Source organism: Bradyrhizobium archetypum (genome assembly GCF_013114835.1).
GTDB classification, from domain to species: Bacteria; Pseudomonadota; Alphaproteobacteria; order Rhizobiales; family Xanthobacteraceae; genus Bradyrhizobium; species Bradyrhizobium archetypum.
On record NZ_JAAVLW010000001.1, the window covers coordinates 727,942 to 748,155 of the forward strand.

The window sequence follows — 20,214 nt, forward strand, 5'->3', positions numbered from 1 at the left end:
CCGGCGGCGAAGGATTAGGCGCGAACGCGATCGTAGATCGCAAACGCCGCGGCCAGCGCGCAGCCTGCGATGATGCCGAAGGTCAGGTCCTCGACCAGCGTCAACCCGAAGGTTGCGATCAGCACCGCGGCGCTCCGCCAGTTGCGCAGCAGGCGAAAGAACTCCTCCTTCTCCGCCATATTCCAGCAGACAACGACCAGCACGCCCGCCAGCGCCGACAACGGAACAAAGCTTGCGAGCGGCGCCGCGAGCACCATGAACACCAGCACGAACAACGCATGCGCCATGCCGGAGACCGGACTGCAGGCGCCCGCGCGGATATTGGTGGCGGTCCGGGCGATTGTGCCGGTGACGCTAATGCCGCCGAAGACGGCGGAGGCGATGTTGGCAATGCCTTGCGCCACGACCTCCATGTTGTAGCGATGCTTGCGCCCGGTCATGCCGTCGGCGACCTTGGCGGAGAGCAGGCTTTCGACGGCGCCAAGCAACGTGAAGGACAGCGCCGCCGGCAGCACGTCCAGCACGGTTGCGTAGGAGATCACCGGCAGACGCGGCCCCGGCAGTCCGTCCGGAAGCTGGCCAAAGCGGCTGCCGCTCGTTTCCACCGGCAGATGGAACAACCACGCGGCGACTGCGGCCAGAACCACCGCAATCAGCATTCCCGGCAAATTCGGCGACAACCGCCGCACCAGGAAGATCAAAGCCGCCGAGCCGATACCGATCGCGAGCGCGGCCGGCGAGATGGTCGGCAAGGCATGACCGAGCGCCGCAAGCTTTGGCAGCAGGGGGCCAGGCTCTGCGGCCGGAAGTTTCAGGCCGCCAAGATCTCTGAGTTGGCTGGCAAAGATCGTGACCGCGATGCCGCAGGTGAAGCCAACGGTCACGGCATGGGGAATGTAACGGATCAGGGCGCCGGCCCGCAAAAGACCGATCAGCGTCAGCAGGAAACCGGAGATGAAAACCGTCAGCAACAGCCCCTCGAGCCCGAACCTCGTCACGGTGGCCGATACCAGGACGATGAACGCGCCGGCGGGACCGCCGATCTGATAGCGGCTGCCGCCAAGCGCGGATACTAAAAAGCCGCCGATGACGGCGGCGTATAATCCCCGCTCGGGCGATACGCCCGAGGCGACGGCGATCGCCATCGAAAGCGGGAGAGCGACTATCGCAACCGTCAGCGCCGCCAACATATCCTTTTGAAAGTGGCGGACGCCGTAGCCGTCTGTCAGGACGGTGATGAGCTTGGGGCGGTAATGATGGGCGGTGGCGGAGCCGTCAGGCATTTCTGGGAGCGAGTCAGTGAGGGTTCGACGATTATATATAGTGGAGGACCTGCCGCCCTGCCACCGGATCGAATACGGGCCCGAAGCGATTCGGCCCCGGCGTCCGGCGAAGCGCCGCTGCCTTCTCTATCGCTTCAGTAGATTTGGATAAAACATACATCTATAGGCTGCGGAAAGAAGGCGCTGCCGAACCCCCCAAGGGAGCTAGATTAAATCGTCACTGCCGTCTGGCAAGCGACTGGCCGACATCCGCGCCTGAGAGTAAGCTCCGCGCCCACAAGCCGGAACGACGGGAGCGCCAGGATGAGCAATTACCGCGTGTTCTTCTACAAGGACCTCTTGAATTCCGCCGGTCACAGCTTCAAGTGCCTCCAGCGTCAGGTCGATGTCCAGTCGGACGATCCGTCTCAGGCGAAGGTGCTTGCGGGGCGGCTGGTCGACAACGATTGGCTCAACGCCGATTGCATCGAGGTGATGCACCTGATGGACAGTCATCATCAGTTCGAGCGTTCATCGGGGCGTGTGGCCAGCCAGCCCACCGGAAACGTCGCGCAGTAGTTCACGGTGCGGATCTGATCGTTGCGCGTGCGGCTAACATTCGCTGCGGTTCATTGAGCAATTGCGGGCCGCCACACCCAATTCGTTCATCATTGAGTGCCGGACTGAGCACGGCCGGCACGTCAGCGAAAATCCCGTGACACGGATTATCGTATCGCAAGAAGTCGTCAGTTCGAAGCGCAAAAGGACGCAGCCCAATCGAATTGACAGATTGGGCGTGACGCCGCGCCGGACGCATGTCACTATTCCCCGATAATCAAATGCCGCGCACGTCGGACGAAGCGCGGCTGCCGAGGGGGAGACAATAGCGTCGGCATCGGCGCGCGAGTTCCTTTTGGCCCAACCCGTCCGTTGGCGTCGCATGGGACAACAGATTGTCCATCGTCTGCTGATTTCGTTCCCCGCCCTGCTCGGGGTTCTCTTCCTCTGCTTTTGCCTGTTGCAGGTGGTGCCCGCCGATCCGGCGATGATCATTGCCGGGCCCGACGCCAAGGCCGAGACCGTCGCCGCAATCCGCCAGGAACTCGGGCTCGACAGATCGATCCCGGTCCAGTTCTTCGAATACATCCTGCGTGTTTTGCACGGCGATCTCGGCCGCTCCATCATCTCCAACCGGATGGTCAGCGAGGAACTGGCGATGACCATCGGTCCCACGATCGAATTGATGCTGGGCGCGATGCTGATCGCGGTCCCCAGCGGCCTTGCGCTCGGCACGCTGGCGGCCGTCAACCGCGGCCGCTTGACCGATCGCATCATCATGGCGTGCTCGGTGGCCGGCGTGTCGATGCCGGTGTTCTTCATCGGCCTGATACTGATCCAGTTCGTCGGATTCAAATGGGCCCTGCTGCCGTTCACCGGCCGTACCGGGCCGGTGTGGGATGGTGGATTGCCGAGCCTAATCCTGCCGGCGCTGACACTGGGCGCGGTGCTGATCGGCCCGATCGCGCGATTGACGCGCACCGCCGTGCTCGAAGTGCTTGGCGCCGACTTCGTGCGCACTGCGCGCGCCAAGGGACTGCGCGAACGCGTGGTGATCATCCATCACGCCTTGCGCAACGCCATGATCCCCGTCGTCACCCTGATCGGGCTGCAGGCGGCATTCCTGCTCGGCGGCGCCGTCGTCACTGAAACCATGTTCTCGTGGCCCGGCGTCGGCCGGCTCGCAGTCGGCGCCATCGTCTCCAGCGATTTTCCGACCGCCCAGGGCGCAATCATGATCCTTGCCGTCGCCTTCCTCACGATCAACCTCCTGGTCGATGTGCTCTACGTCTATCTCGACCCGAGGGTGCAGCGCAGATGAGCGCCGAAGCTCTCGATACGGGCTTTGCCCAGGCGCGTGAGGCCGCGGTATTTGCTCGCGCCGGGGTGTTGCGCCGGCTGGCGCGCGACCGGGTCGCCGCACTCGCCGGGCTGGTGCTCGCGGGCATCGTGCTGGCCGCGCTGTTTGCGCCGTGGATCGCGCCCTACGACCCCTACTTCACCGACCTTACCAAGGTGATGCAACCGCCCGGTGCCGGGCACTGGTTCGGTACCGACAATACCGGCCGCGACATCTTCAGCCGCGTGCTCTACGGCACGCGCAACACGCTGATGCTCGGGCTGGTCGGCGTGATCGTCGGCGGCTTCATCGGCGGCGTGCTCGGCATTCTCGCCGCCTATTACCGCCGCCTCGACGGCTGGATCATGCGGCTGGTCGACATCATGCTGGCCTTCCCCGCGATCCTGATCGGACTTGCGGTCGCCGCGATCTTCGGCGCCGGGCTGACGGCGGTGGTGATCGCGCTCGTCGTCGCCACCGTGCCCGACGTCGCGCGGGTGGCGCGGGGCGCGGCGATCAGCGTAATGGGCCAGGAATTCATGGAGGCCGGCCGCGCCGTCGGCGTCTCCGACGGCGAATTGATCTGGCGCTACCTCACGCTCAACTGCATCTCGACGATTTTCGTGTTTCTCACCTTGCGCTTCGGCCAGATCATCCTGATCGGCGCAGCGCTCGGCTTCCTCGGCATGGGCGCACAACCTCCGACCGCCGAGCTCGGCATGATGGCGGCGCAGGGCCGCGACTTCCTGTTCATGGCGCCGCATATCGCGACGATCCCGAGCTGTGCCATCTTCGTGATCGTGCTGGCCGCCAACCTTCTGGGCGACGCATTCCGCGACGTCCTCGATCCGAGGCTGCAGACATGATCAGGTTCGCACTGGGAATGTCCTTGGCACTATGCGTCACGGGCCCAGCGACGGCCCAGACGCTCCACCTGATGAAGGGGATCGACGCGCCGCATTACGATGCGCAGCGCACCACCTGGGGGCCAACCTCCGACATCGTCAACATGTTCCAGGATACGCTGGTGGCGCTCGACTGGGACGGCCGCACGCCGATTCCCTATCTCGCCAAATCCTGGACGATCAGCGAGGACGGCAGGACCTATACATTCAAGCTGCGTGACGACGTGTCGTTCTGCAGCGGCAAGAAGTTCACCGCCGATGATGTGGTCTACAGCTTCAAGCGGCTCAAGGATCCCGCGATCAAGGCGCCGTATGCCTGGCGCGCGGGCAACATCAAGGAGCTGCGCGCGACCGATCCCTACACCGTCGAATACGAGCTCGAGGAGCCCTATTCCGAACTGCTGCTACAGCTCACCATGTTCACCAACGTGATCCACAACAAGGATAGCGTGGAGGCGCTTGGCAAGGACTACGGCATCAAGGGCGCCGACGGCACCGGTCCGTGGTGTTTCGAAAGCTGGCAGCCGCGCACCGAAATCGTGCTGAAGCGGCACGACGCCTACAAATGGGGGCCGTCGATGTACAAGAACAAGGGGCCCGTGAAGTTCGAAAAGCTCAGCGTCAAGATCATGCCCGAGGAATCCAGCCGCGTCGCGGCCATGATGGCCGGGCAGTTCGATATGACCCATCAGTTTCCGCCGCAATTCATTGCCCAGGCCAAGGCTGCACCGATGCTGACGGTCACCGCCGCAAAGCCGAATTTCCAGTTGCTCTATTTCGGCTTCAAGACCACGCGGCCGATGGTGGAAGACCGGCGCGTGCGCGAAGCGATGAGCATCGCCATCAACCGCGCCGAAATTGCCAAGGGCGTGCTGCTCGGCAATGCCGAACCGGCCTTCACCATCGTCGATCCGGACGCACTCGATCACGACCCAGCTACCACGGGCATTGTGAAGGAAGATATCGAGCGCGCCAAGACGCTGCTGGATGAAGCCGGTTGGAAGGTCGGCAGCGATGGCGTCCGCGAAAAGGACGGCGTCAAGCTGCAGCCCAAGGTCTACTACACCCAAGCCGGCAACACGCCGCGCGTCGCGGAGGCGATCCAGGGCTATCTGCGCCGCATCGGCGTGCAATGGCAGCTCCAGCCCTGGGACTCGACCATTGCGTCGGCCAAGATGGCCGAGCAGGACTATGAAATCTGGTCGGTAACCGTGCCTTATCTATCGGCCGGCGACCTCATGAACATCTACTTCGATTCCAGGAACATTCCGACGCCCAACCGGATGAACTGGAAGGACGCCGAAACCGATGAATGGCTGAAGCAGGGCCGCGCGGCGCTGACCGAAGCCGAACGCGCCAAATACTACGCGATGGTGCAGCAGAAGGTGATGCGCGAGCATCTCTGGATGCCCGTTCTCAACATCAACATGGACCAGGTGGCGAACAAGAAGATATCAGACGCGAGGCCGCACATGCTCTATCAGAACACTTTCTACAAAGGCCTGGACGTGTCGCGGCAGAAATAAGGGAGGAATACGATGCGCAGCATTCTGACGGGCGTTGTAGCGCTGCTGGGAGCGGCCGCAATGTCTTCGGCGGCCGAGGCGCAGACCTTGCGGGTAATGAAGTCGCTGGATGCGCCGCACTACGACGGTCAGCGCACCACCTGGTCGCCGACGTCGGATATCGTCAACATGTTCCAGGATACGCTGGTCGCGCTCGACTGGGATGGCAAGACGGCGATCCCCTACCTCGCCAAGTCCTGGACCATCAGCGAGGACGGCAAGACCTACGTTTTCAAGCTGCGCGACGACGTGACGTTCTGCAGCGGCAAGAAGTTCACCGCCGCCGACGTCGTCTACACTTTCAAGCGGCTGAAGGATCCCGAAACCAAGGCGCCCTACGCCTGGCGCGCCGGCGACATCAAGGAAGTGCGCGCGCCCGATCCCTATACCGTCGAATATGAGCTCAACGAGCCCTATTCCGAACTGCTGCTGCAGCTCACCATGTACACCAATGCGATCCACAATCAGGAAAGCGTCGAGCAGCTCGGCAAGGACTACGGCATCAAGGGAATCGACGGCACCGGTCCGTGGTGTTTCGAGAGCTGGCAGCCGCGCACGGAAATCGTGCTGAAGCGCCACGATGCCTACAAATGGGGCCCGTCGATGTACCAGAACAAGGGCCCGGTGAAATTCGAGAAGCTCAGCATCAAGATCGTCCCCGAGGACGCCAGCCGCGTCGCCGCCATCATGGGCGGACAGTTCGACCTCACCCACCAAGTCCCGCTGCAATTCATCGACCAGGTCAAGGCCGCGCCCAATCTGACCGTTCAGGAAGCCAAGCCGAACTTCCAGCTCATGTATTACGGCTACAAGATCACGCGGCCGATGGTATCAGACAAACGCGTGCGCGAGGCGATGAACATCGCCATCAACCGTGCCGACATCGTCAAGGGTGTCATGCTGGGCAATGCCGAACCGGCGTTCACCTTCGTCGATCCCAAGGCGCTCGATTTCGCCGAGAAGACCAAGGGCGTCATCAAGGAGGACGTCGAGCGGGCGAAGCAGCTTTTGGACGAAGCCGGCTGGAAGGTCGGCGCTGACGGAATCCGCGAGAAGGACGGCATGAAGCTAGCGCCCCGCGTGCTGTTCACGCAGGTGACCTATTTCCCGCGCGTTTCTGAGGCCATTCAAGGCTATATGCGCAAGATCGGCATCGACTGGAAGATCGTGGGCTTCGACTCCACGATCGCGCCTGCCGAGATGGGCAAGCAGGACTACGAGCTGTGGACCGTCACCGTGCCCTATCTGTCGGCCGGCGAGCTCATGAACATCTATTTCAACTCGAAGAACATCCCCACTCCTAACCGCATGAACTGGAAGGACGCCGAGACCGACGAGTGGCTGCGCGCCGGCCGCGCCGCACTGACCGATACTGAACGTGCGCTCAACTACGCCCGCGTGCAGGAGAAGGTGACGGGCGAGCATCTGTGGATGCCGGTGATGAACATCGCGATGTACACCACCAGCTCGAAGAAGCTGAAGGGCGTGCGGCCGCACATGCTCTATCAAAACACCTTCTACAAGGGCCTGGATTATTCGTTCTGATGGACAATCTTCTCGAGGTTCGCGGCCTGAAGACTCACTTCGCGACGGATCGCGGGCTGTTCCGCGCCGTCGACGGCATCAGCTTCAGCGTGCCCAAGGGACGCACGATCGGCCTGGTCGGCGAGTCCGGCTGCGGCAAGAGCGTGACGTCGCTCTCGGTGATGGGCCTGGTGCCGAGCCCGCCGGGCAAGGTCGAGGCCGAAGCCGTCCTGTTCGGCAACCGCGACATACTGAAGCTCTCGGCCGACGAGCGCCGCAGGTTGCGTGGCGGCAAGATGTCGATGATCTTCCAGGAGCCGATGACTTCGCTCAACCCGGTGCATACCATCGGCCAGCAGATCATCGAGGCGATCCTGGCCCACACCGCGATGTCGCCCCGCGCCGCGCGGGCACGCGCGATCGAAATGTTAGAGCTGGTACGGATTCCTTCCGCCGCGCAGCGCATCGACGACTTTCCGCACCACATGTCGGGCGGCATGCGTCAGCGCGTGATGATCGCGATGGCGCTCTCATGCGAGCCGGCGCTGTTGATCGCCGACGAGCCGACCACGGCACTTGACGTCACCATCCAGGCGCAAATTCTCGATCTCCTGAGCGACCTGCAACGGCGGCTCGGCATGGCGATCCTGATCATCACCCACGATCTCGGTGTCATCGCCGAGGTCGCCGACCAGGTGCTGGTGATGTATGCCGGGCGGATCGTCGAGAGCGCCGATGTCAACGACCTGTTTGCCGATCCGCAGCATCCCTATACGATCGGCTTGCTCGGCTCGATTCCGCGCATCGACGTCGACCGCAAACGCCTCGCGACCATTGAGGGCACGGTGCCCAGTCCGAACAACCAGCCGGCCGGCTGCCGCTTTGCGCCGCGCTGTCCGTTCGCAGACCAGCGCTGCCGGCTTGATCCGCCGCCATTGCGCGACATCGCGCCTGGCCATCGGGTGGCATGCTGGAAGGCGCCGGTCGAGGTGGCGTCATGAGTGACGTGCCAAGCGATGCGCCGGTTTTGCAGGTTAGCGAACTGGTCAAGCATTTTGCGGTTACGCGCGGGCTGATCCGCCGCAAGGTGATCGGCCTCGTGCGCGCCGTCGAGGATGTCAGCTTCGAGATCGCCCGCGGCGAGACGCTGGCGCTGGTCGGCGAATCCGGTTGCGGCAAGTCGACCACAGGACGCCTGATCCTGCGCCTGATGGAGCCCACCGCAGGGTCGGTCCGCTTCAAGGGCAAGGAGATCGCCGATCTCGACAAGGATGCGCTGCGCCGGATGCGCCGGCACATGCAGATCATCTTCCAGGACCCCTACGCCTCGCTCAATCCGCGCATGACCGTCGGCGAGATTCTCGCCGAACCGCTTAGGGTCCATGAGATCGGCGACGACACCTCGCGCGCGGCGCGCGGCCGCGAACTCCTGGACATCGTCGGCCTGCTGCCCGAACACGCCCAGCGCTATCCGCACCAGTTCTCGGGCGGACAACGCCAGCGCATCGGCATTGCGCGTGCACTCGCCGCCAATCCCGATTTGATCGTCTGCGACGAGCCGGTGTCGGCGCTCGACGTCTCAATCCAGGCGCAAATCGTCAACCTGCTGCAGAATCTGCAGCAGCGTTTTGGCTTGTCTTATCTGTTCATCGCGCATGATCTGGCCGTCGTGAAGCACATCAGCGACCGCGTCGCGGTGATGTATCTGGGCAAGCTGGTCGAGATCGCTGACAAGAAGTCGCTCTACGACCGCCCCCTGCACCCCTATACTCAGGCGCTGCTCGCGGCGATCCCCAAACCTGACCCCGCGCTGCGCACCAAGCGCGTGATGCTGCAGGGTGACGTGCCGAGCCCGTTCAAGCCGCCGACCGGCTGCCGCTTTCACACCCGCTGCCCGCATGCGCAGGCGCGCTGCTCGGCGGAGGAGCCGAGCTTACGCGAAGCGGCACCCGGCCACCGCGTGGCCTGTCATTTTTTTGAAACGCTGCCCGTCCCCATTATCCTGGCGCGCGCCGGGCTGGCGAAAGGGAAGTTTACCGAGCGGCTGGCGGCATTCGAGGCCGCCAAGACGGCACGGATGCCGGGCTGAGCCGGAGCGGTGTAAGAGCCCAGGCACAAAATTGCGAAAACAACCCCATGCAAAGTAGAATGGGCCCTGCTCGCGGCACTTCCCGCCCTAGCCGGCGTGCTCGATGGCGCGGATGGCGCCTCGCAGTTCGGCGAGCCCGCGCAACCGGCCGATCGCGGTGTAGCCGGGATTGGTGCGCTTGGTTTCCGCGAGATCGTCGAGCATGCGGTGGCCGTGATCGGGCCGGAACACGATCTGATTTCCCGGCGAACGCGTTCGGTTCTCCGCCAATAGCGCCTTGAGCACCGCGATCATGTCGACGTCGCCGTCGAGATGATCCGACTCGAAGAACGACAGGCCGTCGGCCTCCCGCTTGGTCGCGCGCAGATGGGCAAAGCCGATCCGCGGCGCGAAGCGCTTGGCCATCGCAGGCAAATCGTTCTCTGCGCGCACGCCGAGCGAGCCGGTACAGAAGCAGATGCCGTTGGCCCTGGACGGGACCGCATCGAACAGCGCCTGATAATCTTCCGCCGAGGATGCGATACGCGGCAAGCCGAACAGCGGGCGCGGCGGATCGTCCGGATGCAGCGTCAATGTCACGCCGAGTTGCTCCGCCACCGGCGTCACGCGCGCGAGGAATTCGCTCAAGTGCCGGCGCAGCACCATGGAGTCGATACCGCGATACTGCTGCAAGCGGTCGCGGAATTGCGGGATGGTCAGCGGATCGGTCGTGGAGCCCGGCAGCGCGCTGGCAATATTGGTGACGAGGACATCGATATCGGCCTGCGTCATCCGTGAGTATACTTCGCTTGCGCGACGCCGCGCGGCCTCGGAATACTCGGCCGGCGCCTCGGGGCGCTCCAGGATATGCAGATCGAATGCCGCGAACCGCTCCTGGTCGAAGCGCATCGCCTTGGCGCCATTCGGCAGCTCCCATTCGAGATCAGTGCGGCACCAGTCCACCACGGGCATGAAATTGTAGCAGATGATCTTGATGGCGGCGGCGCCCACCGCCTCCATGCTCGCGATCCAGGCCTCGATCGAACGTGTGGCCCCTCCCCCGAGCCGCTTGACGTCGTCGGGCACCGGAATCGATTCCACCACCGACCATTTCAGCGGCGATCGGCCTGGTTGCGAGTTCTCGATCAGGTTCTTGCGCTCCTCGACGGCGGCGCGCGTCCAGGCTTCGCCGATCGGCACCTGATGCAGCGCCGTCACCACGTCGGTCGCGCCGGCCTGACGGATATCGTCGAGCGACACGGGATCATCGGGTCCGTACCACCGCCATCCCTGCAGCATCATGGGCGATCTCCTGGAATGTGAATTGCCGTCAAGCCGTCAGCACGACCTTAACGCTCTGCGAGCGGTCGAGCGCCAGCCGCACCGCGTCCGGTGCGACCGCGAGCGGGCGTTGAGCGGTCACCAGCGACAGCACGTCGACACTGCCGTCGGCAATCAACTCGACCGCGGTGAAGAATTCCATTCCGAAGCGGAACGAGCCGCGCAGGTCAATCTCCTTGGCCATCACCGCATTCGCCGGCACCTGAATCTGCCCGCCCGGCAGGTTACCGACCTGAACCACGACGCCGCCGCGCCTGACCACGCCGATGGCGCTGGCAAGGCCGGCCGCGGTGCCCGAGACTTCGAACGCCACGTCGAACGGACGCGCCGCCGCCTCTGCCTTCAGCGCGTCCTCGCCGCCGGAGATATCGATGACGTCATTTGCGCCTAGCTTCGTGGCGAATGCCAGCGGCGCCGCCGCAATATCCACGACCGTCGCTTCCGCGATCCCCGCGCGCTGCGCCGCCAGCATGGTCAATAGACCGATCGGGCCGGCACCGAACAGCACTGCGCGCTTGCCGGTAACGTCGCCTGCGCGGGCGACCGCGTGCAAGCAAACCGCGAGCGGCTCGGCGAGCGCTGCCGCCTGATACGTCACGTGGTCCGGTATCTTCACGCATTGCGCCGGAATGGCGTCGAAGTAGGACGCAAAGCCACCCTGCATGTGCGGGGTCTTCGAAGCCGAGCCCATGAAAAAGATATTCTCACACAGGTTCGGACGGTTCTCGTGACAGGGCTTGCAATGACCGCACCAGCGCGACGGGTTCACTGCAACTCGGTCGCCGACCTTCAGGTCCGGCGCGGTGCCCGCGATCTCCACGACTTCGCCCGCGATCTCGTGGCCGAGCACCAGCGGCGAGGTCACGACAAAATCGCCGGTACGGGCATGGCGATAGTAGTGCATGTCCGAGCCGCAAATGCCGCCAGCGCCGAAACGGATGCGCACCATGCCCGAGACAAGCGGATCGAGCGGCCGCTCGACCATGCGCAGATCTTCCGGGCCGAACAGCGTTGCGGCCAAAGTCATCGATGTCATTTTGAGAGTCCCATGTATTTAGGCAGCCAGAGCGTCAGCTCCGGGATGTAGGTGATGGCGACGAGCGCCAAAAGAAGCGGCACGAGCCACGGCAGGATCGCCATGGTCGTGCGCTCGACGGACAGTTTCGCCACCCGCGCCAGCACGAACAGCACCATGCCGAGCGGCGGATGCAACAGGCCGATCATCAGGTTCAGCGTCATGATCAGGCCGAAATGAATGGGATCGATGCCCAGTTTCAGAACGATCGGCAGCAGGATCGGCACCAGAATGGTGATCGCGGCGATGGTGTCGATGAAGCAGCCGACGAACAGGATCAGGATATTGGCCAATAGCAGGAACACCCATTTGTTCTGGGTGATGCCGAGCATCGCATCCGTCAGCGTCTGCGCCGCCTGGGATACCGTGAGCAGCCAGGCGAAGATCGAGGCCGCGGTGACGATGAACAAGACCGACGCCGTAGTCTCGATGGTGTCGAAGGTTGCTTTCGCCACCGTCTGCAGCGTCATCGAGCGGTAACGCACCAGCCCGAGGAACAGCGACCAGATCACCGCGGCAACCGCGGCTTCCGTCGGCGTGAACCAGCCAAGCGTCATGCCACCGATCAGGATGACCGGGGCCATCAGCGCCATCACCGCGGAGAAATCGAAGTACCAGTCGAGCGCCAACAGCGCGACGAGGCCGATGCCGACCGCCACGTTGACCGAAAGCCCGGCGACGACCATTAACCAGACGACCAGCGGGAACGCGAACACGATGAGGATTTCGATCGCGGCCGCGCCGAGCTGCGGCCAGGAGAACGGGGTGTCGCTGCCCCAGCCTCGCCGGTGGGCGAAATAGGCCACCGTCGCCATCATGGCCAAGGTCATGACCACGCCGGGAATCACGCCGCCGAGAAACAGCGCGCCGATCGAAACGTTCGCCATCATGCCATAGATCACGAACGGCAATGACGGCGGGATGATCGGTCCGAGGGTGGCGGATGCGGCGGTCACGCCGACGGCGAACTCGGTGGAGTAGCCGTGGTCCTTCATCGCCTTGATCTCGATGGTGCCGAGGCCCGCGGCGTCGGCGATCGCAGTGCCGGACATGCCGGAGAAAATCACCGAACCAACGATGTTGACGTGGCCGAGGCCGCCGCGCATCCAGCCCACCAGCGCGACCGCAAACTTGTAGATGCGCCCCGTGACGCCCGCGATATTCATGAGGTTGCCGGCCAGAATGAAGAACGGCACCGCCAGCAGCGGAAAGCTCTCGACGCCGGCAATCATGCGCTGCGCCAGCGTCACGTCAGGCGTGATGCCAGTGACGAGAATGTAGACCAGCGACGACACTGCCATGGCGAGCGCGACCGGCAGGCCGAGCAGCATCAAGAGCAGAAATCCCCCAAGCAGCAGCAGCATCGCCCTACCCTTCCGTTCCGTCGAATGCGCCGGGTCGCTCCAGGATGGAATAGCCGCGCCGCCAGTTCTCGACTGCAATCTGGATCGAGCGCGCGAACATCAGCACGAAGCCGAGCAGCACGGCGTAATAGACAAAGCCTTTTTGAAACTTGATCGTGGTCATCCGCTCGTCGCCAATGATCTGGATGAACTGCCAGACCAGCTTGATCGCATAGCCGAAGAACGCGATGCGGATCAGGTCGATGACGGTCGAAAGTAGCCGCGCCGGAACGTGCGGCAAATAGCGGAACACCAGATCGACCTGGATGTGCCGCGACAGCCGCACGCACATCGCCGAGCCGATGAACACCACGCCGATCAGGCAATAGGTCGCAATCTCCTCGGTCCAGGCGTAGCTGTCGTTGAGGACATAGCGGGTGAAGAACTGCAGGAAGACGGAGAGCGCCATGATCCAGAAGATCACCAGCGCGAGCCAATCTTCGGGCGCGTATCCGCGGAGATCGGCGCCCTTGGGGACTTCGTCCTCAAAGGTATGGGCGATCTCGTCCGCCGTGATTTGCTTGTGCACTTCAACCGTCGACATGCGCTTGTTCCCCAACTGGCTCCCACGTCATTCCGGGGCGGCTCGAAGAGCCGAACTATGGTGCGCAATTGCGCACCTGAGAATCTCGAGATTCCGGGTCGACGCTAACGCGTCGCCCGGAATGACGGCTCGTCACTTCACCGCCTGGATGCGCTCCCAATCGGCCTTGCGATAGTCGAAGCTCTCGAAGCTCACGTTCTTGAGCACGGTGTCGCGGAACTCGTCCTTGTTGACCTCGGTCACCGTCAGGCCCTTCTGCTTGAAGAAGTCGACCAGCTTGCCCTCGTTGGCCTTGATCTCGGCGGTGGCCTTGGCGGCTGCTTCCTGCGCGACATCGGTGAAGATCTTGCGATCTTCTTCGGACAGCTTCTTCCAGAGCGCGCCGGCGATGACCGTATTGAGATGATCGACGATATGGCCGGTCAGCACGATGTGCTTCTGCACCTCGTAGAACTTCTTGGCTTCGATCGTGGTGAGCGGATTTTCCTGGGCTTCCACGGTGCCGTTCTGCAGGGCCAGATAGACCTCGGCAAAGGCGATCGGCGCGGTGTTGGCGCCGCAGGCACGCGGCATCGCCAGATAGGCCGGCACGTCGGGCACGCGCATCTTGAGGCCCTTCATGTCGGCGCAGGACTTGATCGGCTTGTTCGAGGAGGTCTGGCGAACACCATAGTAGGTCACCGCGAGGATGCGGTGGCCGGTCTTGTCCTCGTAGCCCTTGGCCAGCTCCTTGAAGACGTCGCTCTTGGTGTAGGCCAGGAGATGATCGGCGTCGCGGAAGGTGTAGGGATAATAGGTTACGCCGATCGGCGGAAAGCTCTTGGCCGCGAAGCTCGAGCCGGAAATGATCATGTCGACCGAGCCCAGCGACAGTCCCTGGTTGATGTCGGTTTCCTTGCCGAGCTGCGAAGCCGGATAGACGTCGATCTGATAGCGCCCGTTGGTGCGCTTGTTGATTTCGCCCGCGGCCCAGACGGAAGCGGTGTGGAACGGCTCCGAGGTTTCGTAAACATGCGCCCATTTGAGCTTGGTCTGCGCCATGCCCGATGTGGTGGCGGCCACCAGGGCGGCAGAGGCGGCGCATGCAATCGTCAATTTCCTCAACACGTGAATTTCCTCCATTGCTACAAATTGCTTTTGTTACCCAACCGGCCCGGCACTTCGCCGAGCCGTTCGAATTCTTCTCGTCAGCCGCTCCTTGCGCGGGAAGCGGAAGACGCGTCCGCTCCGAAATTTTGAGCAAAGCGCGCCTGCGAACGCGCCAGATGCTCGCGCATCGCAACGCGGGCTACGTCCGGATCATGTGCGGCGATGGCATCGCGGATCGCGCGGTGCTCGGCCAGTGCCGCGTTCCACGATTCCGGATTCTCGAAATAATGCGCGAGCTTGGCGAAGTAGGGATTGAGCCGCTGGTCGAACAATTCGCCGACCACGCGGACCAGGACGGCGTTATCGAGACATCCGGCCACCGCGACATGAAACGCGCGGTCATGAATCATGGAGGCTTCGCCCGGATGCTGCACGGTGGCCATCGCATGGAGTGAAGCGTCGATGCGCGCGATGTCGTCAGGCCTAACGACCCGCGCCGCCTGCTCGGCGATGGCGCCTTCGAGAAATTCGCGCGCGCGCAACAGTTCGAACGGACCTTCGATCTCGGCCGCTGCCGGCAAGGGCGGCACGAGCGCTGGCGGCTCGCTGACATAAATCCCGGAGCCGACACGAATCCGAACCCTGCCCTCGACTTCCAGGGCGATCAGCGCTTCACGCACCGTCGGCCGCGACACCTTCAACTGTTCGGCAAGATCGCGTTCGGTTGGAAGCCGGCTGCCGACCCGGTATTCGCCGCTGTCGATCAAGGCGCGGAGCTGATCGGCAACCTGGCGATATAAACGTCGTGCTTCCACGGCTTCGAGCGGCACGCTCGGCTCTCCCTTGACGACCCCTCGGGTGGATCGATTTTTCTTGCTTTGATCGGGCCAAGGCCAATAAATCTGGAAAATTGGCCTTACCAATTGACCAAAGATTGATAGATCGAGCTTCCCATGTCAAGCGACGCGGCAAAAAGTGAGCTTTCCGGCCCAAACGGAGGCAGTTTTCGGCTGTCCAATGCCAGCCTTGATCGGCTTCCCGGCCAGATCCGCCGGCCACGGTATGATCGCTCGCTGATCTCGCCGGGCATCGTTCATCTCGGAATTGGCGCGTTCCACCGTGCCCATCAGGCGGTGGTGATCGACGACCTCCTCGCCGGCGGCGCGATGGATTGGGGAATTGTCGGCGCCAGCCTGCGCAGTCCGGAAACCCGCGATGCCCTCGCGCCGCAGGACGGCCTCTACACATTGGCGGTTCGCTCCGGCGCAGGCACCGATCACCGGGTCATTGGCTCGGTTCTCGCGATCGACGTCGCCACCGAAAAACCGGGGCAGTTGATCGCGCGCCTGGCTGACCCGGCCACGCGCATCGTCTCGCTGACGGTTACCGAGAAGGGTTATTGCCATACGCCGCAAACCGGCGATCTGGACGAGCGTCACCCCGAAATTATTCACGACCTGCAGAATCCCGGCACCCCGCGCTCGGCGATCGGATTTCTGGTGGCCGCGCTCGCGCGCCGGCGGATTGCTGGCACAGCCCCCTTCACCGTTCTGTCCTGCGACAATCTCTCCGCCAACGGCCATACCGTCGGCCGCATCGTGACGCAGTTTGCCGCGCTGCGATCGCGCAATCTCGCGAAGTGGATCGAGGCCGAGGTCGCTTTTCCGTCCACCATGGTGGACCGGATCGTGCCGGAGACGACTGAAGCGGACCGTACAGTGATTTCGTCCGCGCTCGGCATGATCGACGCATGGCCCGTCGTCACCGAGCCGTTCACGCAATGGATCGTCGAAGACCGCTTTCCGGCCGGACGGCCGGATTTCGCGGCTGCCGGCGTGCAGATGGTTTCCGACGTGACGCCGTTCGAGCACATGAAGCTGCGGCTGCTCAACGCCAGCCACTCGGGACTCGCCTATCTCGGCTATCTCGCAGGCTTTGAGACCATCGCAGCTACGATGACCGATGAGCACTTTGCGGCGTTCGCGCGCCAAGTGATGCAGGACGCGGTGCCGACATTGGCTATGCCTGAAGAGACGGACCTGGCGGCTTACAGCTCATCTCTTCTGCAGCGCTTTTCAAACCCTGCGCTGCATCATCGCACCTGGCAGATCGCGATGGATGGCTCGCAAAAGCTCCCGCAACGGCTGCTCGCCACCATGCAGGACCGGCTCCGGCTCGGGTTGCCGATTAATACCCACGCGCTCGCGGTAGCCGGCTGGATGCGTTACGTCACCGGCACCGACGAGCAGGGCCGCGCGATCGACGTGCGCGATCCGCTTGCCGCAAAGCTGAAAGCTCTTGCCGAGCGCGCTGGCCCGGCGCCGGAGCGGCTCGCGCCGGCGCTATTGGAAGTCGATTCCATCTTCGGTGCCCTGGGAGCCGATCCTCGGATGCACAGCGCAGTTACCGAGGCGCTCACCAAACTCTACGCACTCGGCGCGCGTCGGGCCGTGCAGACATTTCAGACAGCGTGATCGGGGTTACGGGGACAACAAGGTCCTGGTGAGCTGGTGATCGGGATCGGCGAGTCCGTCGATGACATCGAAATGATGCCGGCCGGGTTCCTCGATCGCGCGGGTTTTCGCGCCGAGCCCGGTCCAGATGTTGGCGAGGAGCGCGTTCTGGCGGACGAATTCCGGACGCTCGGCACTGCCCACCCAGCACGTCACGCGTGCATTCTGCATCGGCTCCAGTAATGCGGGGCTTTCCACGCGCGCTTCGGCCGCGTCGATCCGGAGCTCCGTGTTCATGGCGGCCTTCATCAGCGGACGAAGGTCATGAATGCCGGAAATCGAGACGGTGTGGCTGATGCGCGCCCGCACATCGTCCGGAAGCGGCGACGTCGCCGAAATCATGCGCGTCACCAGATGCCCGCCGGCGGAATGGCCAGCGAGAAAAAGCGGGCCTTCCACCATCGGGGCAGCGTGCTCGACGGCTGAGGCAATTTCGCACGTGATCTCGGCGATGCGCACGGCCGGGCACAGCGTGTAGGAGGGCATCGCCACCGCATAGCCGCTTTCAACCGATCCGCGCGCCAGATGCGACCAAAAGCTCTTGTCGAGCGCCTTCCAGAATCCGCCATGGACGAAGACGACCAGGCCCTTTGGCCGGTCTTCCGGCCTAAAGAGATCGAAGCGGTTTCGTGCGCGCTCGCCATAGCTGATATCAAGCGTCGCGCGGCCGCTGCCTTGAAGTGCGTCGCGATAGGCCTGCGCGGGCTGCACCCACGCCGCCGGCCAGCGTTCGCCGCCCGGAATGTTCGGAGCATTCGCATAGGCGTCGCTCCAGTCGGAAATCTGATGAAAAATCACGCGGTTCGGTTTCCATTTGATCTGGCGGGCGCGCGGACGTCCGATCGCTGCCCGCAGGCAACCAGTCTATACCGGGCAGCACCTTCCGCCGATAAACTTCAAGCTTGAAATAATCGATATCCGCGCGAATAATTCAAGGGGGCGCGGAACAGGGAATAACATGACCGATTTCACGCGTACAAAATCCCTGTTCGTCATCCCGGAGGGCGTGATCTATCTGGACGGCAATTCGCTCGGTCCCCTGCCCGTTGCCGCCGCCGATCGCGTCGGTCGCATGTTGCAGGAGGAATGGGGTAAGCACCTCATCAAGGGCTGGAACGTCGCCGGGTGGATGACGCAGCCGCGCCATATCGGCGACCGCATCGGCCGGCTGATCGGCGCTGCCGAGGGGACGGCGGTGGTGGGCGATACGCTGTCCATCAGAGTCTATCAGGCGCTGGCCTCGGCGCTCGAACTCAATCCGTCGCGGCGGGTGATCTTGTCGGACAGCGGCAACTTTCCTTCCGATCTCTACATCGCCAGCGGCCTGCTTGAAACGCTCGGCCGTGGCTACGAGTTGAAGGTCGTGGCCCCCGAAGACGTCGAATCCGCCATCGACGAGACGATCGCGGTGCTGATGCTGACCGAGGTCGACTATCGCACCGGCCGTCTACACGACATGAGCGCGCTGACGCGCCGGGCGCATGCCGCCGGCGCGTTGACGGTCTGGGATCTCGCGCATTCCGCGGGCGCGATTCCGGTCGAGCTGGAAGCTGCCGGAGCCGATTTCGCCGTCGGCTGCACCTACAAATATCTCAACGCCGGCCCTGGCGCGCCGGCCTTCATCTATGTCGCGCCCAAGCACGCCGATACGGCGCGGCCGGCGCTTTCCGGCTGGATGGGTCATCATGCGCCGTTTGCCTTTGACCTCCACTATCGCGCCGGACCGGGCATTGAGCGAATGCGGGTCGGTACGCCCCCGATCATTGCGATGGCCGCGCTCGACGCCGCCCTCGACGTCTGGGACGGCGTCAGCATGACCGACGTGCGCCAGGCATCGATCGCACTTTCCGACCTGTTCATCCGCGAAGTCGAAGGGCGTTGTCCCGAGCTGACGCTGGCTTCGCCGCGGGACGGAAAGCGGCGTGGCAGCCAGGTCTCGTTTCGTCATCCGGATGGCTACGCGATCATGCAGGCGCTGATCGCACGCGACGTGATCGGCGACTTCCGCGCGCCGGACATGATGCGCTTCGGCTTTACGCCGCTCTACATCGGAGAAGCCGAGGTTCGCGCGGCTGTCGAGGTCCTCGCCGACGTCCTGATCAATCGCCGCTGGGATACCGCGGAGTACCGCAAGAAGGCGCTCGTGACATGACCGGCAAGCCCGACGACTCCTCGCGTGAGGGAGCCCAGATGTCGTTCGACGGGCGCATGTCCTACAGCGATTATCTGCATCTGGAACGCGTTCTGAACGCGCAAGAGCCGCTCTCGGACGCGCATGACGAACTGCTGTTCATCATCCAGCACCAGACTTCCGAACTCTGGATGAAGCTGGCCATCCACGAAATCCGTTCCGCCATCAAGGCGATCCGCCACGACCAGCTGCATCCTGCCTTCAAGATGCTGTCGCGCGTCGCCCGGATCTTCGAGCAGCTCAATACCGCCTGGGACGTGTTGCGGACAATGACACCGAGCGAATACACCGAGTTTCGCGATCAGCTCGGGCAGTCCTCGGGTTTCCAATCGTACCAGTACCGCGCGATCGAGTTTCTCGCCGGCAATCGCAATCTGGCGCTGCTTGGCCCGCATGCCCACCGCGCCGACATCATGGCCAAGCTCGAGGAAATTCTCGCCGAGCCGGGCCTCTATGACGAGGCGCTGCGGCTATTGGCGCGCAATGGTTTTGACATCGGCGAAGACGCACGCCGGACCGACTGGCGCGTCACGCGCACGCCAAATGACGAGGTTCTGGAGGCCTGGAAGACCGTCTATGCGTCGCCGGCGAGGCACTGGATGCTCTACGAGCTTGCGGAAAAGCTGGTCGATTTCGAAGACTATTTCCGCCGCTGGCGCTTCAACCACGTCACGACGGTCGAGCGCATCATTGGCCTGAAGCGCGGAACCGGCGGCACGTCGGGCGTCTCCTACTTGCGCAAGATGCTCGAGGTCGAACTTTTTCCGGAACTCTGGAAGCTGAGAACGGAGCTTTAGAGCCTGATCCGCAAAAGTGGACGCCGATTTTCCGACAAGA

17 protein-coding genes and 1 pseudogene are annotated in these 20,214 nt (G+C 63.3%); 10 read left to right on the top strand and 8 right to left on the bottom strand.

The features are described 5' to 3' along the window. Window positions 1-35: 35 nt before the first annotated feature. Window positions 36-1,283: pseudogene (locus HCN50_RS03225) on the bottom strand (SulP family inorganic anion transporter); the annotation flags it as partial. 303 nt (window positions 1,284-1,586) lie between these two features. On the opposite strand from HCN50_RS03225, the gene HCN50_RS03230 reads away from it, so the two are divergent. From HCN50_RS03230 to HCN50_RS03260, 7 genes are all read left to right on the top strand, one after another. Further along, complete coding sequence (locus HCN50_RS03230) at window positions 1,587-1,841, top strand: hypothetical protein (RefSeq protein WP_171708156.1); 255 nt, start codon at window positions 1,587-1,589, stop codon at window positions 1,839-1,841. A gap of 361 nt (window positions 1,842-2,202) precedes the next feature. Further along, window positions 2,203-3,141 carry an ABC transporter permease gene (locus HCN50_RS03235; protein ID WP_171708157.1) on the top strand — a complete coding sequence of 313 codons (939 nt, stop codon included), beginning with the start codon at window positions 2,203-2,205 and terminating at the stop codon, window positions 3,139-3,141. Beyond that, window positions 3,138-4,025 (top strand): ABC transporter permease, encoded by an 888-nt coding sequence (locus tag HCN50_RS03240; protein ID WP_171708158.1) that lies wholly within the window; start codon window positions 3,138-3,140, stop codon window positions 4,023-4,025. The genes HCN50_RS03235 and HCN50_RS03240 overlap by 4 nt, the downstream gene beginning before the upstream one ends. Window positions 4,026-4,096: 71 nt before the next feature. After that, a complete protein-coding gene (locus tag HCN50_RS03245) occupies window positions 4,097-5,590 on the top strand; it encodes an ABC transporter substrate-binding protein (protein WP_171708159.1) in 1,494 nt (497 codons plus the stop codon). A 12-nt stretch (window positions 5,591-5,602) separates the two neighbouring features. Continuing rightward, a complete protein-coding gene (locus HCN50_RS03250) occupies window positions 5,603-7,174 on the top strand; it encodes an ABC transporter substrate-binding protein (protein WP_171708160.1) in 1,572 nt (523 codons plus the stop codon). Next, a complete protein-coding gene (locus HCN50_RS03255; protein ID WP_171708161.1) occupies window positions 7,174-8,154 on the top strand; it encodes an ABC transporter ATP-binding protein in 981 nt (326 codons plus the stop codon). The genes HCN50_RS03250 and HCN50_RS03255 overlap by 1 nt, the downstream gene beginning before the upstream one ends. Next, a complete protein-coding gene (locus HCN50_RS03260) occupies window positions 8,151-9,242 on the top strand; it encodes an ABC transporter ATP-binding protein (RefSeq protein WP_171708162.1) in 1,092 nt (363 codons plus the stop codon). The genes HCN50_RS03255 and HCN50_RS03260 overlap by 4 nt, the downstream gene beginning before the upstream one ends. An 87-nt stretch (window positions 9,243-9,329) precedes the next feature. Here the strand turns inward: HCN50_RS03260 and uxuA are convergent, their stop codons facing one another. From uxuA to HCN50_RS03290, 6 genes are all read right to left on the bottom strand, one after another. Continuing rightward, window positions 9,330-10,520 (bottom strand): mannonate dehydratase, encoded by a 1,191-nt coding sequence (gene uxuA / locus HCN50_RS03265; RefSeq protein WP_171708424.1) that lies wholly within the window; start codon window positions 10,518-10,520, stop codon window positions 9,330-9,332. Window positions 10,521-10,551: 31 nt separating this feature from the next. Beyond that, complete coding sequence (locus tag HCN50_RS03270; protein WP_171708163.1) at window positions 10,552-11,598, bottom strand: L-idonate 5-dehydrogenase; 1,047 nt, start codon at window positions 11,596-11,598, stop codon at window positions 10,552-10,554. Then, a complete protein-coding gene (locus HCN50_RS03275) occupies window positions 11,595-13,001 on the bottom strand; it encodes a TRAP transporter large permease (protein WP_171708164.1) in 1,407 nt (468 codons plus the stop codon). The genes HCN50_RS03270 and HCN50_RS03275 overlap by 4 nt, the downstream gene beginning before the upstream one ends. A gap of 4 nt (window positions 13,002-13,005) precedes the next feature. Next, entirely contained in the window at window positions 13,006-13,584 is a 579-nt protein-coding gene (locus HCN50_RS03280) for a TRAP transporter small permease (RefSeq protein WP_171708165.1), read from the bottom strand. Window positions 13,585-13,716: 132 nt separating this feature from the next. After that, on the bottom strand, window positions 13,717-14,625 hold the full coding sequence (locus HCN50_RS03285) for a sialic acid TRAP transporter substrate-binding protein SiaP (RefSeq protein WP_376700251.1): 909 nt from the start codon (window positions 14,623-14,625) through the stop codon (window positions 13,717-13,719). 146 nt (window positions 14,626-14,771) lie between these two features. Next, window positions 14,772-15,503, bottom strand: a complete 732-nt coding sequence (locus HCN50_RS03290; RefSeq protein ID WP_171708167.1) for a FadR/GntR family transcriptional regulator — start codon at window positions 15,501-15,503, stop codon at window positions 14,772-14,774. Window positions 15,504-15,626: 123 nt separating this feature from the next. Here HCN50_RS03290 and HCN50_RS03295 point away from each other — a divergent pair, with 123 nt between their 5' ends. Continuing rightward, entirely contained in the window at window positions 15,627-17,147 is a 1,521-nt protein-coding gene (locus HCN50_RS03295) for a mannitol dehydrogenase family protein (protein ID WP_171708168.1), read from the top strand. Between the two features lie 6 nt (window positions 17,148-17,153). Here the strand turns inward: HCN50_RS03295 and HCN50_RS03300 are convergent, their stop codons facing one another. Beyond that, complete coding sequence (locus HCN50_RS03300; protein ID WP_171708169.1) at window positions 17,154-17,984, bottom strand: hormone-sensitive lipase; 831 nt, start codon at window positions 17,982-17,984, stop codon at window positions 17,154-17,156. A 160-nt stretch (window positions 17,985-18,144) separates the two neighbouring features. Here HCN50_RS03300 and kynU point away from each other — a divergent pair, with 160 nt between their 5' ends. Then, window positions 18,145-19,338, top strand: a complete 1,194-nt coding sequence (gene kynU, locus HCN50_RS03305; RefSeq protein ID WP_171708170.1) for a kynureninase — start codon at window positions 18,145-18,147, stop codon at window positions 19,336-19,338. Beyond that, window positions 19,335-20,174 carry a tryptophan 2,3-dioxygenase gene (kynA, locus tag HCN50_RS03310; RefSeq protein WP_171708171.1) on the top strand — a complete coding sequence of 280 codons (840 nt, stop codon included), beginning with the start codon at window positions 19,335-19,337 and terminating at the stop codon, window positions 20,172-20,174. The genes kynU and kynA overlap by 4 nt, the downstream gene beginning before the upstream one ends. Window positions 20,175-20,214 lie beyond the last annotated feature (40 nt).

What these genes read in the sequence shown, in the direction of transcription:
- HCN50_RS03230 (WP_171708156.1), top strand. Translation starts at nt 1,587, where the DNA reads ATGAGCAATTACCGCGTGTTCTTCTACAAGGACCTCTTGAATTCCGCC.
- HCN50_RS03235 (WP_171708157.1), top strand. Translation starts at nt 2,203, where the DNA reads ATGGGACAACAGATTGTCCATCGTCTGCTGATTTCGTTCCCCGCCCTG.
- HCN50_RS03240 (WP_171708158.1), top strand. Translation starts at nt 3,138, where the DNA reads ATGAGCGCCGAAGCTCTCGATACGGGCTTTGCCCAGGCGCGTGAGGCC.
- HCN50_RS03245 (WP_171708159.1), top strand. Translation starts at nt 4,097, where the DNA reads ATGAAGGGGATCGACGCGCCGCATTACGATGCGCAGCGCACCACCTGG.
- HCN50_RS03250 (WP_171708160.1), top strand. Translation starts at nt 5,603, where the DNA reads ATGCGCAGCATTCTGACGGGCGTTGTAGCGCTGCTGGGAGCGGCCGCA.
- HCN50_RS03255 (WP_171708161.1), top strand. Translation starts at nt 7,174, where the DNA reads ATGGACAATCTTCTCGAGGTTCGCGGCCTGAAGACTCACTTCGCGACG.
- HCN50_RS03260 (WP_171708162.1), top strand. Translation starts at nt 8,151, where the DNA reads ATGAGTGACGTGCCAAGCGATGCGCCGGTTTTGCAGGTTAGCGAACTG.
- uxuA (WP_171708424.1), bottom strand. Translation starts at nt 10,520, where the DNA reads ATGCTGCAGGGATGGCGGTGGTACGGACCCGATGATCCCGTGTCGCTC.
- HCN50_RS03270 (WP_171708163.1), bottom strand. Translation starts at nt 11,598, where the DNA reads ATGACATCGATGACTTTGGCCGCAACGCTGTTCGGCCCGGAAGATCTG.
- HCN50_RS03275 (WP_171708164.1), bottom strand. Translation starts at nt 13,001, where the DNA reads ATGCTGCTGCTGCTTGGGGGATTTCTGCTCTTGATGCTGCTCGGCCTG.
- HCN50_RS03280 (WP_171708165.1), bottom strand. Translation starts at nt 13,584, where the DNA reads ATGTCGACGGTTGAAGTGCACAAGCAAATCACGGCGGACGAGATCGCC.
- HCN50_RS03285 (WP_376700251.1), bottom strand. Translation starts at nt 14,625, where the DNA reads ATGGCGCAGACCAAGCTCAAATGGGCGCATGTTTACGAAACCTCGGAG.
- HCN50_RS03295 (WP_171708168.1), top strand. Translation starts at nt 15,627, where the DNA reads ATGTCAAGCGACGCGGCAAAAAGTGAGCTTTCCGGCCCAAACGGAGGC.
- kynU (WP_171708170.1), top strand. Translation starts at nt 18,145, where the DNA reads ATGACCGATTTCACGCGTACAAAATCCCTGTTCGTCATCCCGGAGGGC.
- kynA (WP_171708171.1), top strand. Translation starts at nt 19,335, where the DNA reads ATGACCGGCAAGCCCGACGACTCCTCGCGTGAGGGAGCCCAGATGTCG.